Raw genomic sequence first — 15,259 nt, 5'->3', positions numbered from 1 at the left:
GGGGAGGGGTGGGGGGAGGGGAGGCGAGGGTGGTCAGGGCGGTGCGGATGGCCTCGACGAAGTCCGTGTGGGAGGTGGCGGCGTGGACGCGGCCGGTGTAGGCGGCCAGTTCGGCGAAGTCGGTGCTGACCACCGGCAGGCCCAGGGCCAGGTACTCCTTGAGCTTGATCGGGTTGGAGTGCCGGATCCAGCTGTTGTCCTGCCACGGCATGATCGCCACGTCGAACGCCGAGCCGTAGGCCGGGATGAGGCTGTAGGGGCGGAAGCCCAGCCAGTGGACGTTGGGGTACTTGTCGAAGCGCTCCATGGGGTGGGTGGCGTCGCCGATCAGCACCAGGGAGGCGTCGGGCAGCTCGGCGGCGACCCGTTCCAGCAGGTCGAAGTCCACCACGAAGTCGTCCAGGGCGCCGAAGAAGCCGATGCGCGGGCCGGGCACGGCGCGGATGTCGTCGGGCCGCTCGTGCTCCGGGCGGGCGGTGAAGTGGTCCACGTCCACGCCGTGGTCCAGGAAGTGGGCGCGGGAGCCGGTGAGCGGCGCCTCCTCGGCCATCAGGGCGTGGGAGACGTAGACGACGTGGTCGGCGTGGGTGAGGAGTTGGCGCTCCAGGACCTCGATGGACGCGCGGTCGGCCTCGGGGAAGTCCGAGTGCCGGTCCGAGCGGTTGAAGACCAGGCGGTGCCGGCGCATCGGGGCGACCACGTCCCACGCGGTCGGGATGGTGACCATGATCACCGGGGTGTGCAGGCGCAGGGCGGTGGCGACCAGGCGCACCTGGGCGCGGACCAGGACGGCGTTGACGCGGCGCAGGAACGGCGAGCCGTAGAACGGCAGCGGCAGCGGGGACATCACGTAGAAGTCGGGCATGGGCCGGCGCACGAACTTGGCCACGCTGCGCAGCTTGCGCAGGATGCGCCGGGCCACGTGGGTGCTGTTGCCCCGGGTCGGCATCCGCATCCCGATGCTGTTGACCACCAGCACCCGGCGGTGCCCGGCCATCGACCGCATCAGCTGGAAGTCCGAGTGCGCCCGGTTGTGGTACCACCAGTCCTGCGCGGAGAAGCAGATCCAGCCGTGCTCCGGGCCCTGCCCGGGGCGGGCGGGCCAGCGCCGCCAGCGCAGCAGGTCCCGCACCGCCGTGCGGTGCTTGGCGTGGCGGGGGGCGCGCAGCACCTCGTTGAGCAGGACGGCGAGCCACATCAGGAACGCGCGCGGGCGGCCGTGGCGCTCGCGGGCCATCCGCACCCGGTTCGTGGTGGCCATCGACCACAGCACCGGCGAGGTGGACTGCTCGCCGCCGAAGTGCACGGCCCGCGCCCGCGGCTCGTAGCGGACGGAGTACCCGCGCTCCCCCAGGCGCAGCATGTACTCGGTCTCCTCCGAGTACAGGAAGTACCGCTCCTCCAGCACGCCGGTGGCCTCGCGGGCCTCGCGGGAGATCAGCCAGGCCGCGCCGGTCGCCCAGTCGACGGTGCCCGGGGTCGCGTACCGGCGGTGGTCGGAGACCAGCTCGCCCAGCGCATCGTGCCGGCCGGCGCGGGTGCCGCCGAGCACGGCCTCGCCCAGGGAGCGCAGCGGGGTGGGTGCCCGCCGCAACGACAGCTGCGGCGAGCCGTCGACGTTGCTCAGGCGCGGCGCGGCGACGCCCGTGCCGGGCTGTGCCAGGGCCGTGCGCAGCAGCGCGATCGCGTCCGGTTCGAGGCGGACGTCCGGGTTGAGCACGAGGACGTCGCAGTCGGGCGCGGCGGCGAATCCCGCGTTGACGCCCGCGGCGAACCCGTCGTTGGTGGGGCGCGCGACGACCTGGGCGTCGGGCGCGACCCGCGCGACCACCTCCAGGGTGTCGTCGGTGGAGGCGTTGTCCACCACCACGACACGACCGTCCGGGATGGACTCCAGCGCGGCGGCCACCGATCTGAGGCAGTCCTCGACGATGTCGGCGCTGTGGTAGGTCACCACGACCACGGCAAGCGGCACTTCTACTCCCCCGGACGGCGGAACCGGGTGCGCAGCGCGCCCCCGAGCAGGCGGAACGCGAACGGCAGGTCGTCGCGCAGGTAGCGCTTGGCCAGGCGGCGCGGTTCGAGCGCGAGGCGGTGCAGCCACTCGGCGCCGACCTTCTGCACCACGCCCGAGGCGCGGCGGAACTCGCCCGCGGCCATCGGGATGCCCGCGCCGCAGCCCAGGAACCAGGTCTCGGGCAGCTCCGCGCGCAGCAGCCGGATGAGGCGCTCCTGCTTGGGGAACCCGAGGCCCACCAGCACCAGGTCGGGCTTGGCCTCCACCGCGGCGGCGACCGCCTCGGCGGTCAGCTCGGCGGAGGTGTGGAAGCCGAACGGCGGCGAGTCCGTGCCCGCCACGCGCAGCCCCGGGAACCGGGCCACGAGCGCGTCGGCGGCCTTCTCCGGGACGCCCGGGTCACCGCCCAGCAGGTAGACCGAGCGGTCCTCGCGGGCGGCGACCCCGGCGAGGGTGAACACCAGCGACGAGCCGGTGACCCGCTCCGGCACGGGCACGCCCGCCAGCCGGCCCGCCCACACCACGGGCATCCCGTCGGCGACCACGACCTCCGACTCGGCGACGAGCGCGGCCAGCGCGGGGTCGAGGGTGGCGGCGCGCACGATGTCCACGTTGGCCGTGACGATCGCGCCGCCCTCGGCGCGCCGCCACGCGGCGGCGACGTGCTCGGCCAGGCCGGACTCGGGCACGGCCCACACGTCGACGGCGCCCACCCGGACGCGGGCCTGTGAGATCTCCGGCATACCCGCGTCATCGGCGGGGGCGCGGACGCCGTTACGGCGACCCCGCCCCGGTAACGGTCACCGCCCGTAGCCGATATCCGAGGCATGTACGTCGCGTCCGCCCGGCCCCGCGAGCAGGTCAGGGGCAAGGTCCCCGGCACCGTGGTGGCGCTGGGGGCGGTGAGCCTGCTGACCGACGTGTCGGCCGAGATGGTGACCGCGTTCATGCCGGTCTACCTGCTCGTCACGCTCAACATGAGCTACGCGCAGTTCGGCTTCCTCGACGGGCTGTACACGGGGGCGACGGCGGTGCTGCGGCTCGTCGGCGGGCACCTGTCGGACCGCACCCGTCGGCACAAGGCGGTCGCCGCGGTCGGTTACGGGCTGTCGGCGGTGACGAAGCTCATCTTCCCGGTGGTGGGCGCGTCGGCGTTCGGGATCGGCGCGGCGATGGCCGCCGACCGCGCGGGCAAGGGCCTGCGCACCGCGCCGCGCGACGCCCTGATCTCGCTGGCCACCCCGCCGGACCGGCTGGGCGCGGCGTTCGGCCTGCACCGCACCATGGACACGGTCGGGGCGCTGCTCGGGCCCCTGGTGACGTTCCTGCTGCTGTACGGCATCGGCACGGTCGCCGGCCCGGTGTTCGCGGTCAGCGCCTGCTTCGCCGTGGTGGGGCTGATCGTGCTGGTGGCGTTCGTGCGGGAGAACCCGGCGCCCGCGCCCGCCGGGCCGAAGCCGTCGGTCCGGGCCGGGCTGGCGCTGCTGCGGGGCGCCGGGTACCGGAGGGTGGCGGTCGCCTCGGCGGTGCTGGGCCTGGCGACGCTGTCCGACGCGTTCGTGTTCATCCTGGTGCAGCGGGCCACCGGCGCGCCGCTGCACCTGCTGGCGCTGTTCCCGCTGGGCACCGCGCTGGTGTTCCTGGTCGCCGCCGCGCCCGTGGGCAGGCTGGCCGACCGGGTCGGCCGGTGGCCGGTGTTCCTGGTGGGGCACGTGCTGCTGCTGGGCGTGTACGCGGTGCTGCTCGTGCCCGGCACCGGCTACCTCGGCGCGGGCGCGGCGCTGCTGCTGCACGGCCTGTTCTACGCCGCCACCGACGGCGTGCTGTCGGCGCGGGTGAGCGCGCTGGTGCCGGAGACGCTGCGGGCCTCGGGGCTGGCGGTGGTGCAGACGGGGCAGGCGCTGGCCCGGTTCGCGTCCTCGGTGGCGTTCGGCTTCCTGCTCCAGTACGCCGCGTTCGGCACCGCCGTGCACGTGGCGATCGGCGCGCTGCTGGTGGCCGTGGTGGTGGCCTGGCGGCTGGGGGCCTAGAGACCCCGTGGTGGGGAAACCCGTGGCGCCCTCCTCGCGGGGAGGGCGCCACGGGGATTTTCCCGGGCGAGATCAGGGGGACGGGGTCAGAGCAGGGTGGTGTGGCCGTGCGAGACGGACCTGCCGTGCTCGGTGTCGCCGGCGAAACCGGCGGTGTGGCCGCGCAGGAGCGTGTCCAGGCCGACCAGCAGCGGCACCCGGGCGTCGCACCTGGCCACGCCCCGGTCGTCGGTGGTGGCCGCGCACAGCGGGTGGCCCTTGACGGTGCGGAACGCCACCCGCTCGCCGACGACGGGACGGCCGGTGTGCGACTCGACGAGCCTGGCGTCCAGGCCGCGCACGGTGAAGCCGAGCAGCAGCCGCAGCTGGAGCTGGGCGTGGCCGGCGGTGAGCTCGGTCGACGCGGGCGGCACGGCGTGGATCGCGATGCCCACCGGGTTCACCCCGACCGGCACCGTCCCGGTCACGGCCAGGGTCGCGGTGTCCACGACGGACACCGTGCCGCCGAGGAAGTTCGTCACGTAGGCGCGGGAGCCGTCCGGGGTGAGGGCGACGCTGATCGGGCGACGGCCCACCGGGACCTGCGCGACGTGCGTGAGGGTGTCGACCTCGACCACGGACAGGGTGTGGCCCTCGCTGTTGGTGACGAACGCGCGGGAGCCGTCGGGCGAGACCGCGATGCCGTGCGGGATGAAGCCGACCGGGACCCTGCCGAGCACCGCGTTCGTCGCCGTGCTCACCACCGCCACGTCGTTGGACGCCTTGTTGACCACCAGCAGCCTGGCGCCGTCCGGGGTCACCGCCAGCGCGGTCGGGGTGGAGCCGGTGGGGATCTCCGCGACCTCGGTGTTGGTGGCGGTGTCCACCACGGACACCGTGCCGGGGCCGGCCACGTCGTGCGCCACGTACAGCCGGCCGCCGTCCGGGCTGATCGCCACGCCGTCGGCGTTCGGGCCGACCGGGATGGTCTCGGTCGTGGTGAGCGTGGCCGCGTCGACCACGGACACCGTGCCCGCCCGGTAGTTCGACACGTAGGCGTGGCCGCCGTCGGGCGAGACCACGACACCGGCCGGGCCGTCGCCCACCGGCACCCGCGCGTCCACGGTGTTGGTCGGCGTGTCGATGACGGTCAGGGTGTTGTCGCGCACGTTGGTCACGTAGGCGCGCGCGCCGTCGAACGCGACGCCCACCCCGTAGGGCGAGCCGTCGGCGGAGTCGCCGAGCGTGGTCGTGACCGCGTCGGTGGCGGTGTCCAGCACGGACACGCCGCCGCCGTTGTTGGCCACGTACCCGAGCACGCGGGTCGGCGCGGCGGTCGTCGGCGCGGCGGCGGCCCGCCGGGGTCGTCGGCGCGGCGGTCGCGCTGGGCGCCGCGAGCAGCAGCGCCGCCCCCAGGGCGACCACCCCGCCCAGCGCTCGCGGGGATGTGGACAGCACTGTCTGCCTCCAGGGTTTCAGAACCGGTAGATGTGCACCCCGTACGGGGCGAAGTCGTCGACGATCCGGCCGTCGCGGATGGGCACGGTCCGGTCCTCGCCGACCACGGTCGCCGTGCCCTCCCGGACCGGCACGGTCAGCGTCACCCGGGCCGCGAGGCTCCGGGGGTGGGTCCGGTTCCCGTCGGTCTGCGCCAGCACCCACGTGGCGCCGTCGACCCGCTTGTGCAGCACGGCGACCGGGATGCCGCTGTCGGCGGCCGCCCGCACGCCCGGCTCGTCGGGCGCGTTGAGCACGGGCGCGAGCGATTTGAGCCGCGCGTTGACCTCCGTCACCCGCCGCGTGATCTCCGGGCGGGTCAGCACGCTGGAGTACTCGCCGCGGCCCTCGGTGTAGAAGCTGTGCGCGAAGTAGTTGATGCCGGTGGCGCCGTGCAGGACGGTGTTCCACACCGCCGCCTCCAGCTGGTCGGCGTCGATGATCTCGCCGTGCGTGTGCGGGTGCCCGGTCTCCACGAACCCGTACAGCGGCTTGTCCGGCCCGCACCACTTGCGCATGGTGTCGATCACCTCGCCGTAGGCGTACGCGCCGACCGTGTGGTTGCGGTCGGGGTGCGTCCAGGCGTAGTAGTCGGCCGAGGCGATGTCCGCGGCCGAGCAGTAGGTGCGCATGTCCTCCTCGTAGGACCGCTCGACGTGGCCGTAGCCGATCTCACCGGTCGGCGTGCCCATCCACGGGCTGAAGTTGAGGTAGGTGGGCCGCGACGGGTCCCGGGCGCGCACCCGGTCGGCGGCCGCGAGGATCGCCGAGGGCTGCATGTCCGGGTTGAACACGTCCCCGTAGACCTTGTTCATGTCCGGTTCGTCGGCCACCAGGTAGCCGACGTAGTTGCGGGCGTGCGCGGTGTCGGCCAGCACGGTGTCGACGCGCACCGGGTCCACGTAGACCCGCCAGTCGGTCTCGTACAGGCCCTCCTGGCGCAGGTACCACCACTCGTCCTCCCACAGGCCGATGCCGAGGTCGACGCCGATGCGGGGGAAGGCGCGGCCCAGCTTCTCGCCGTGCTCGACGCCGGACGGGTCCTGCATCCACACGGTGATCGGGAAGACGTTCCGGTCGCCGGTGGGGTTCGGGCCGTTGGCCCACTTCCGGTAGTAGGCGGGTGAGGGGATCGGGGTCGGTCCGGCCTCCTCCCCGCCCCGCTCCCCACCTCCCCATTCCCCGCGGCCCTGCTCCCCGGTGACGCAGGCCGCCGTCAGGACCAGCACCGCCAGCAGACCCGGTGCGCGGGCCACCGTCCCGGTCCCCCTCAGCCGCTCGTCCGCGCGCGGCCGCGCGCGGCCAGCGCCTTCTTGGCCTTCTCGAAGCCGCCGGGACCCAGCAGCCGCATCGCCGCGGTCTTGGCCGCGTACCGGGCGCCGTCGCGCGCCACCCGCAGCGGGTGCCCGACGAACCGGTCCCGGGCCAGCAGCCGGGCGGCGGGCTCCGGCACGTCGTCCAGCGCGGCGCCGAACAGCGCCCGGTGCGGAGCGGGCGGGACCAGCCGGCCGCGTGTGCGGTTGCTCACGTTGCCGCCGTGCACGACCTGGAGCCAGCCGGGCGCGCCGCCCAGCGACACCACCTCGGCGTGCCGGTGCAGGCGGTTGTGCCAGTCCACCCAGCAGGTGACCGGGTCGTCCCAGCTCTCCCGCAGGGAGGCGAACGCGTTGTCCGGGTCGTGGTGGGCGTAGAGCCCCCCGGGGCTCTTGACCAGGCCGTTCGCCAGGTACAGGGCGGTGCGGCGGCCGGTCGGCCGGTCGGCCTGGAGGCGGGCGACGAAGTCCGCGGCCAGGCCGTCGTCGTTGTCGAGGTTGGTGGTGATCAGGCCCTCGCCCCGCACCGCGAACAGCTTCGAGACGTCCTCGACCAGCTCCTCGCGGCTCACCTGCGTGCGGAACACCGGCGTGTAGGCGTCGCCGTGGGCGGTGATCCGGTCCCTGAGCCACCCGGGGCTCTCCGGGTCGAAGTAGATGAGCCACCGGAAGTTCGAGGAGGTCTGCGCCGCCACCGAGGGCAGGCAGTACCGCTCGAACAGCCCGACGCGCTCGACCAGCCAGCCCTCCCGCGCCCGCACGACGCTCTCCGCGCCCACGGACGGCAGGTTGAAGCGCGTCAGCACAACGTGGTCCATCGAGAACCCCTTCCCGTCACCCGTACATCGGGATCGGGGGCGGACCGTTAACGATCCGCGGTCGCCCACGATGAGTAGGGCGTGACTGAGCCCTCGGCACGACCCACGGTCGACGTGGTCATCCCCTGCTACAACTACGCGCGGTTCCTGCGGGCCTGTGTGAACAGCGTGCTCGACCAGGCCGGTGTGGACGTGCGGGTGCTGATCATCGACGACACGTCCGACGACGACACCCCCGAGGTCATGGCCGAGCTGGTGCGGGACCCCCGGGTCGAGGGCCGCCGCCACGAGGTGAACAAGGGTCACATCGCGACCTACAACGAGGGCCTGCTGGAGTGGGCCAAGGCCGACTACTCGGTCCTGCTGTCGGCCGACGACCTGCTGGCGCCGGGCTGGCTCGCCCGCGCGACCGCGGTGTTCGAGGCCGACCCGGGCGTCGGCATGGTGTACGGGCGGGTGGTCTACTACAGCGACCACGACGCCCTGCCGAAGGTGCGCACGCCCCCCGCCGCCCGCACGGTGTGGTCCGGGGTGGACTGGGTCGAGGCGCGCTGCCGCACCGGTCAGAACGTGCTGTCCTCCCCCGAGGCCGTGGTGCGCACGTCGGTGCAGCAGGCGGTCGGCGGCTACCGGCCCGACCTGCCGCACGCGGGCGACCTGGAGATGTGGATGCGCATCGCCGCGGTGTCCGACATCGGCTACGTGCGGGGCGAGCCCGCCGCCTACTACCGGGTGCACCAGCAGTCGATGATGCGCACCCGGTTCTCGTCGCTGTTCGCGGACCTGGAGCAGCGGCAGGCCGTGTTCGACCTGTTCTTCCGCGAGCACCCCGAACTGCCGGCGCGCCTGCGGTCGCTGGCCAACCGGTCGATCGCGCGCGACGCGCTGTGGCGGGCGGTGCGCGCCTACGACCGCGACCAGCTCGACGAGATCCCGGTGGCCGAGCTGGAGGACTTCGCCCGCCGCGTCTACCCCGACACCGGGCGGCTGGCCGAGCACCGGGCGTTGCGGCGGCGGCGCGCGCTCGGCCCGAAGGTGTGCAGCCGCACCCAGCTGTTCCTCGGCTCGCACCTGGTCAAGCGCGGCCGGGGCCTGGTCGGCAAGCAGCTGTGGAAGTGGCGCGGGCAGTGACCGCCGGCCTGGAGCGCAAGGTCACCTCGGCGATCCGGTGGAGCGCCGTCAACAGCCTCCTCCAGAGGCTGGGGCAGGTCGGCGTCGGCGTCCTGATCGCCCGGCTGGTCGCGCCCGAGCAGTTCGGCGTGTTCGCGGTCGCGCTGGTGGTGCTCAACATCGTGCTCAGCGTGAGCGAGATGGGCGTGAGCGTCGCGCTGGTGCGCAGCGACAAGCCCGTCGACGAGCTGGCGCCGACGGTGACCACGCTGTCGATCGCCTCGGGCGTGCTGCTGTGCCTGGCGTGCGTGGTCGGCGCGCCGTTCTTCGCCGCCGCCATGGGCACCCCGCAGGCCACCGGCGTCATCCAGCTCATGTCGGTGTCGCTGGTGGTGGCGGGGGCGTCGGCGGTGCCGGGCGCGCTGCTCCAGCGGGAGTTCCGGCAGAACCACAAGTTCGTGGCCGACACCTCGGGGTTCGTCGTCGGCACCACCGTGGTGGTGGTGCTCGCGGTGCTGGGGTTCGGCGCGTGGAGCCTGGCCTGGCAGCGCATCGCGGTGAACCTGGTGTCGGCCGGGGTGATGTTCGCCTACACCGAGCGGCGCTACCGGCCCGGGTTCGACCCGCGGCAGGCGCGCGAGCTGCTGGCGTTCGGCCTGCCGCTGGCCGGGGCGAGCCTGCTGGTGTTCGGCGTGCTCAACGTCGACCAGATCGTGGTCGGCAGCGTGCTGGGCACCGTGCCGCTGGGGTACTACCTGCTGGCGGTCAACCTGGCGAACTGGCCGGTGGCGGCGTTCTCGCAACCGGTGCGCAGCGTGTCGCTGGCGGCGTTCTCGCAGGTCAGGGGCGACCCGGAGCTGCTCGCGCGGACGTTCGCCCGCGCGTTGCGGCTGCTGGCGCTGGCGACCGTGCCCGCGTGCGTGCTGCTGGCCGCGCTGGCGGACCCGCTGGTGCGGATCGTCTACGGCGAGCGGTGGGCGCCCGCCGCTCAGGCGCTGGCGCTGCTGGTGCTGCTGGGCGCGCTGCGCGTGGCGTTGGAGCTGGGGTACGACTACCTGGCCAGTGCCGGGCGGTCGCGGGCCATCCTGGTGATCCACCTGGTGTGGCTGGTCGCGCTGGTGCCGCTGCTGGCGCTGGGCGCGCACCTGGACGGCATCCGGGGCGTGGCGGTCGCGCAGAGCGTGGTCGTGCTGGTGTTCATCGTGCCCGCGTACCTGCTGGCGTTCCGGCCCTACGGGCTGCGGGCGCGGGTGCTGGGTGCGGCCGTGGCGCGCCCGGTGCTCGGCGGCGCGGTGATGGTCGTGGTCGCGGTGGGCGTGCAGTGGGTGGTCGAGGAACCGCTGTGGCGGCTGCTGGCGGGTGGCGCGCTGGCGTCGCTGGCCTACGCCGCCGTCGTCTTCCCCCTGCGCCACGAGGTGCTGGGGCTGCTGAGGAGGAGCAAAGCGTGAGGGTCGTCCAGCAGTTGCAGCGCCGCGCGCACCAGGTCTCGCGCATCGTGCGCGAGGAGGGGGTGCGCCAGGTGGGCGTCCGCGCGCTGCACAACGCCGCGCGGCGGCTCGGGGCGGGCGCCGAGGTGTTCCCGGTGCGGCTGGAGGACGTGCGCGCCGCGGACCTCGGCTCGCCGCGGCCGGTGGTGGTGCCGCCCGTGCCGGCCGACGGGCGGCTGACCGTGAACTGGGTCAGCACGCCGCCGGCGCCCGGTTCCGGCGGGCACACCACGATGTTCCGGCTGGTCGAGCACCTGGAGTCGCTGGGGCACACGTGCCGGCTGTACCTGTACGACGTGTACGGCAGCCGGGCGGCGGACCACGAGCCGGTGATCCGGTCGGCGTACCCGGGGTTCCGCGGTCCGGTGCTCGACGTGCTGGACGGGATGGCCGACGCGCACGCCGTGTTCGCCACCGCGTGGATGACCGCCTACCCGGTGTTCAACGACCCGTGCGCGGGCAGGCGGTTCTACCTCGTGCAGGACTACGAGCCGTGGTTCTACCCGGTCGGCGGGCTGTCGGCGCTGGCGGAGAACACCTACCGGATGGGCTTCCACGGCTTCACCGCCGGCCGCTACCTGGCGGACAAGCTGCGCGGCGAGATCGGCATGTCCGCCGACCACTTCGACTTCGGCTGCGACGCGGACCGCTACCACCTGCGCGAGGGCGTGCGGCGGGACGGCGTGGTGTTCTACGCCCGGCGGCTGGCGCCCCGCCGCGCCATCGAGGTCGGCCTGCTGGCCCTGGAGGTCTTCGCCGCCCGGCACCCGGACGTCACCATCCACACCTACGGCGAGAAGATCGGCTCCCTGGGCCCGCGCCACGTCGACCACGGCCTGATCACCCCGGACCGGCTCAACGACCTCTACAACCGCTGCTACGCCGGTCTGAGCCTGTCCATGACCAACGTCTCGCTGGTGCCGCACGAGATGCTGGCCGCCGGCTGCGTCCCGGTCGTCAACGACGCCGTCCACAACCGCGTGGTCCTCGACAACGACCACGTCCGCTACGCCCCCGCCACCCCCCACGACCTGGCCCGCGCCCTGAGCGACGTGGTCACCACCCCGGACTTCGCCGCCACCGCCCTGGCCGCCTCCACCAGCGTCTCCGGCCGCTCCTGGGACGCCGCGGGCCACCACCTGGAAAAACTCCTGACCCACTCCCTCTGACCCCGCGCGAGTCGTACGTCCAGACCTCGCGTGTCGTACCTCCGGACCCCCCGAGTCACACGTTCAACCCCGCGCGAGTCGTACGTTCACGACCACCGTGTCGTACGTTCAGGACGGGTGAGTTCAACGTTCGCGTCCGTGCTTGGGTTACCGACGGGTAACCGCTGACCAGGCGCGGAGCGACGTGAACGTTGAACTCGGGGGTCGCGAACGTACGACACGGTGGGTCTGGACGTACGACTCGCGATTGGTTCGTGGAGGTCAGGTCGGGGACGGGCTGGTGGCGTCGGGGACGACGAGGGTGGCCGGGGTGGTGGCGTCCGCGGGGACCAGGTGGACCGCCGGGTGCCTGGCGTCGCGCGGGACGGCGGCGAAGGCCAGGGTGTCGTCGTCCAGCCAGGTGGCCTGGTCGTCCACGCCCGCGGTGCCTGGCAGGCGGGTCTCGGCGCCCGTGGCCAGGTCCAGCACGGCCAGGTCCCAGGGACCCAGGCGGCCGATCCGCTTCTTGTAGGCGATCCTGGCGCCGTCCGGGGACAGGGACGGGCACTCGGCGTCGCGGCGCAACGACGTGACCGCACGGGTCCGCAGGTCGCCCCGCACGAGCCAGGTGAAGCCGCCGGAGGCGAGGGTGGCGTAGAAGGTCCGGTCGTCGGTGCCGACGGTCAGGCCCCAGTAGTTGGTGTCCTGCGCCGAGTGCGGGCTGCCCTCGACGTCGGCCGCGAAGCCCTCCAGGCTCTCCACCACCTCGCCGCTGCGCAGGTCCAGGAACCCGGTGCGGGTGGAGAAACCGCCCGGCACCGCGTACGAGTCGCCGGTCACGAACGAGGTCCAGCTGACCACCTGGCCGGACGCCGACACCTTGGCGCGGCTCGGTATCCCGGGCAGCGGCACGGTCTTCACCACCGCCCCGCCGCGCGACACCTCCACCTCGTACGTCGGCCCCGGACCGGCGAGCCGCAGGCACACCTCGGTGCCGCCCGCGCGGTAGAAGCGCTGGCACGTCCGGCCGGTGGCGCTGCGCGCGCCGGGGTCGGCCAGGCTCAGCTGCTCCACCCGCGACCGGCCGTCGGCCAGCTCCACGTAGAGCAGGTCACCCCGGCCCGCCGAGGCGGCCGCGGGAGCCACCCGGGACCCCTCGCGGGCCACCGCCATCACGTAGACCGCGCCCGCCACGACGACCAGTACGATGGCGACGACGGCGAGCACGACGCGCCGCGAGCCCAAATCCATCACCACCTGTAACGACAAGGCGCAAGCCAACCGATTTCAGGGTAACAACACCCTTGCACACCTCTACGCAGGGTAAACGCGGATCGGGGAACGGATGGACTTCTGGGGCGCGCTGCGTGTCCTGCGGAGGCGTTGGTACATCGCGCTGCCGTCGGCGCTCCTGGCCGTGGGCGTGGCGGCGGGGGTCTTCGTGTCGATCCCGACCCGCTTCGAGTCCACCGGTGTGATGGTGTTCACCTCGCCGTCGGCGGGCGGCACCTTCTCGGAGAACGTCTCCCCCGAGGAAGCGGTCAGGATCAACCCGCTGCTGGCGTTCGACGGCAGCCTGTCGACCACCTCGCAGATCATCGCCCAGATCCTCGCCGACCCGAAGACCCGCGAGAAGCTCGGCATCGTCGAGGGCTCGACCGCGAACTTCACCGCCGCCGGCGGCGGCATGAACGGCCCGTTCATGTTCGTGGTGACCGACTGCGAGTCACCGGACGAGGCCGAGAAGCTGGTCACCACGGTGCTGGACTTCGCCCGCTCGGAACTGGAGGCGCAGCAGCGCAAGCTCAACGCCCCGGAGCCGACGTTCATCACCTCGCAGGTGATCGTGAACCCGACGACGGCGGAGGCGCAGATCGGCGGGAAGGTCCGGTACGCGGGGGCCGGGTTCGTGCTGATGATGCTGTTCACCCTGGCCGTCACGTTCGCCTCGGACAGCGTCATGGGCAAGGTCAAGCGGCGCAAGGAAGCCGCTGCCGCCGGGGAGGCCGCCGGCGACGGTGGTCCGGGTGGTGGCGGTGGCGGTTCGGGTGGCGGCGGTCCGGGTGGTGGCGGCGGTCCGGGTGGTGGCGGCGGTCCGGGTGATCGTGGTCCGGACGACGCCCGTGGCGGTGACGGCGGGGCGAGGCCCCAGCAGGTCGAACGGGGCGGCGGTGGGCCGACCGCCGAGGCCGTCGCGGAGGAGCGCCAGGACCGCCAGGGTCAGCAGCAGGCGCATAACCAGCAGGGCCAGCAGGCGCGGCCCCCGGTCACCGGCCAGCCGCGCCGGCCCGACCAGCCGGTGGGCGCACCCGGGCCGCGCCCGCCCGTGCGCAGGGCGCCCACGGCCGCCGAGCAGACGGTCAAGGTCCAGCCCACGGCCAGCGAGAAGACGGTGAAGATCACCGCCGTCGGCCGACCGGACCAGCCGAAGCCCGGCGCGCCGACCTGGCCCGCCCGCGAAGACACCCCGTGAGATGAGCGCCCTGACCCGCGTGCGGCAACGCGCGGACGGTGCCACGCTCGTCTGCGCCTACCTGTTGGCGCTGCTGGTGATCCCGGCCCGCCTGGTGCTGTCCTTCGTGCCGATGACCCTGCCGCCCGCGCTCGTGGTGGCCCTCGTGCTCGGCGTGCTGTCGCTGTCCGCCCACATGGTGGACAGCCTCGGCATGGGCAAGGGCCGCAACGCGCTGCGCACCGCCGTCCTCCTCTACCTGGCCATGCACCTGGCCACCTACGCCGTCGCCACCCGCCGCTGGCTGCCCATGGACGAGCTGACCGTGGCCGACAGCGGCATGGTCCGCATCGTGGCCACCATCAGCGTGGCGATCTTCGCCTGCGACGCGATCCGCACCCGCGAGCGCCTGGACAAGGTGCTCAAGCTGGTGCTGGCCTGCTCTGCGCTGATCGCGTTCGTCGGCCTGGTCCAGTTCGGCGCCGGCATCGACCTCGCCTCCTACGTGAGCCTGCCCGGCCTGCGCACCCAGGAGAACGCCTACTCGGCGATGGAGAGCCGGTCGATCTTCCGCCGCCCCACCGGCACCACCAACCACCCCATCGAGTACGGCCTGGTGTGCGCGATGGCCGTGCCGCTGGGCGCGCACTACGTGTTCCGCGCCCGCGACGAGGGCACGCCGCAGCTGCGCTGGTGGCTGTGCCTGGCCCTGGTCGGCCTGGGCGGGCTGACCGCGCTGTCCCGCACCGCCATCCTCGGCATGACCGTGGCGGGCGTCGTGCTGATCCTCACGCTCCCCCGCCGCCGCAAGCTGACCGTCGCGCTGATGGGGACCGCGTTCTTCCTCGGCGCGAGCCTCACCGTCCCGGGCCTGTTCGGCACGATCCGCGGCATGTTCTCCAACATCGAGGACGACCCCAGCGTCAAGGCGCGCACCGCGGACTACGAGGCGGCGGCCGACCAGATCGACCTGAACCCGTTGCTGGGCCGGGGTTTCAGCACGTTCCTGCCGACGAAGTACACGATCCTGGACAACCAGTTCCTGCTGACCCTGATCGAGAACGGCTACCTGGGGCTGTTCGCGCTCGTCGGCATGTTCCTGACCGCCTGCTACGCCACCGTGCGGGCACGCCTGATCAGCGGCGACGAGAACCTGAAGGGCCTGGCCAGCTGCCTGCTGGCGGCGGTGCTGGTCGGCGGCATCGCCTCGGCGACGTTCGACCTGCTGAGCTTCGGCGTGGCGACCGGCATGGTGTTCACCATGGTGGGGCTGTCCGGGGCGGCGCTGCGGATCGCCTCGGCCGAGCCGGGCGCGGAGCAGCGGATGCGGGACCGGGCGGACGTGCGGGCCGGCGGAGCGGTCCGCTAGCGGACGGGGGCCGGGTGGTTCACCACCCGGCCGGGCCGG

General features: G+C 73.5%; 12 protein-coding genes. 6 read left to right on the top strand and 6 right to left on the bottom strand.

What is annotated here, in order from left to right:
• Nucleotides 1–1,975: glycosyltransferase (locus ACFP3R_RS16795; RefSeq protein ID WP_380637138.1), on the bottom strand; the 1,975-nt coding region annotated here is incomplete at its 3' end.
• 2 nt (nucleotides 1,976–1,977) lie between these two features.
• Nucleotides 1,978–2,760 carry a WecB/TagA/CpsF family glycosyltransferase gene (locus tag ACFP3R_RS16790; RefSeq protein ID WP_380637137.1) on the bottom strand — a complete coding sequence of 261 codons (783 nt, stop codon included), beginning with the start codon at nucleotides 2,758–2,760 and terminating at the stop codon, nucleotides 1,978–1,980.
• Nucleotides 2,761–2,844: 84 nt separating this feature from the next.
• On the opposite strand from ACFP3R_RS16790, the gene ACFP3R_RS16785 reads away from it, so the two are divergent.
• Nucleotides 2,845–4,047 (top strand): MFS transporter, encoded by a 1,203-nt coding sequence (locus ACFP3R_RS16785; protein ID WP_380637136.1) that lies wholly within the window; start codon nucleotides 2,845–2,847, stop codon nucleotides 4,045–4,047.
• Nucleotides 4,048–4,133: 86 nt separating this feature from the next.
• Here ACFP3R_RS16785 and ACFP3R_RS16780 read toward each other — a convergent pair whose 3' ends face one another.
• From ACFP3R_RS16780 to ACFP3R_RS16770, 3 genes are all read right to left on the bottom strand, one after another.
• Nucleotides 4,134–5,345: a cytochrome D1 domain-containing protein gene (locus tag ACFP3R_RS16780; RefSeq protein WP_380637135.1), complete on the bottom strand. Its 1,212-nt coding sequence runs from the start codon at nucleotides 5,343–5,345 to the stop codon at nucleotides 4,134–4,136.
• A 156-nt stretch (nucleotides 5,346–5,501) separates the two neighbouring features.
• The gene (locus tag ACFP3R_RS16775; protein ID WP_380637134.1) at nucleotides 5,502–6,779 is read right to left on the bottom strand and encodes a hypothetical protein; all 1,278 of its coding nucleotides are present in this window, start codon (nucleotides 6,777–6,779) and stop codon (nucleotides 5,502–5,504) included.
• A gap of 14 nt (nucleotides 6,780–6,793) precedes the next feature.
• Entirely contained in the window at nucleotides 6,794–7,654 is an 861-nt protein-coding gene (locus ACFP3R_RS16770; protein WP_380637133.1) for a glycosyltransferase, read from the bottom strand.
• A gap of 81 nt (nucleotides 7,655–7,735) precedes the next feature.
• On the opposite strand from ACFP3R_RS16770, the gene ACFP3R_RS16765 reads away from it, so the two are divergent.
• Genes ACFP3R_RS16765 through ACFP3R_RS16755 form a run of 3 tightly spaced genes read left to right on the top strand, consistent with a single transcriptional unit; the run spans nucleotide 7,736 to nucleotide 11,420 of the window.
• A complete protein-coding gene (locus ACFP3R_RS16765; RefSeq protein ID WP_380637132.1) occupies nucleotides 7,736–8,785 on the top strand; it encodes a glycosyltransferase in 1,050 nt (349 codons plus the stop codon).
• Entirely contained in the window at nucleotides 8,770–10,212 is a 1,443-nt protein-coding gene (locus tag ACFP3R_RS16760; protein WP_380637131.1) for a lipopolysaccharide biosynthesis protein, read from the top strand. Before ACFP3R_RS16765 ends, ACFP3R_RS16760 begins: the two co-directional genes overlap by 16 nt.
• Nucleotides 10,209–11,420 carry a rhamnosyltransferase WsaF family glycosyltransferase gene (locus ACFP3R_RS16755; protein ID WP_380637130.1) on the top strand — a complete coding sequence of 404 codons (1,212 nt, stop codon included), beginning with the start codon at nucleotides 10,209–10,211 and terminating at the stop codon, nucleotides 11,418–11,420. The genes ACFP3R_RS16760 and ACFP3R_RS16755 overlap by 4 nt, the downstream gene beginning before the upstream one ends.
• A gap of 261 nt (nucleotides 11,421–11,681) precedes the next feature.
• Here the strand turns inward: ACFP3R_RS16755 and ACFP3R_RS16750 are convergent, their stop codons facing one another.
• On the bottom strand, nucleotides 11,682–12,650 hold the full coding sequence (locus ACFP3R_RS16750; protein WP_380637129.1) for a TolB family protein: 969 nt from the start codon (nucleotides 12,648–12,650) through the stop codon (nucleotides 11,682–11,684).
• 94 nt (nucleotides 12,651–12,744) lie between these two features.
• Between ACFP3R_RS16750 and ACFP3R_RS16745 the strand changes: the two genes are divergently transcribed.
• Nucleotides 12,745–13,872 (top strand): hypothetical protein, encoded by a 1,128-nt coding sequence (locus ACFP3R_RS16745; RefSeq protein ID WP_380637128.1) that lies wholly within the window; start codon nucleotides 12,745–12,747, stop codon nucleotides 13,870–13,872.
• 1 nt (nucleotide 13,873) lies between these two features.
• Nucleotides 13,874–15,220, top strand: a complete 1,347-nt coding sequence (locus ACFP3R_RS16740) for an O-antigen ligase family protein (RefSeq protein ID WP_380637127.1) — start codon at nucleotides 13,874–13,876, stop codon at nucleotides 15,218–15,220.
• Nucleotides 15,221–15,259: the final 39 nt, after the last annotated feature.

The sequence above is a fragment of the Saccharothrix lopnurensis genome (assembly GCF_042658445.1).
Taxonomy (GTDB): Bacteria; Actinomycetota; Actinomycetes; order Mycobacteriales; family Pseudonocardiaceae; genus Actinosynnema; species Actinosynnema lopnurensis.
Note: the sequence above shows the minus strand (reverse complement) of the source record. Positions and strands in the feature narration are given on the sequence as shown.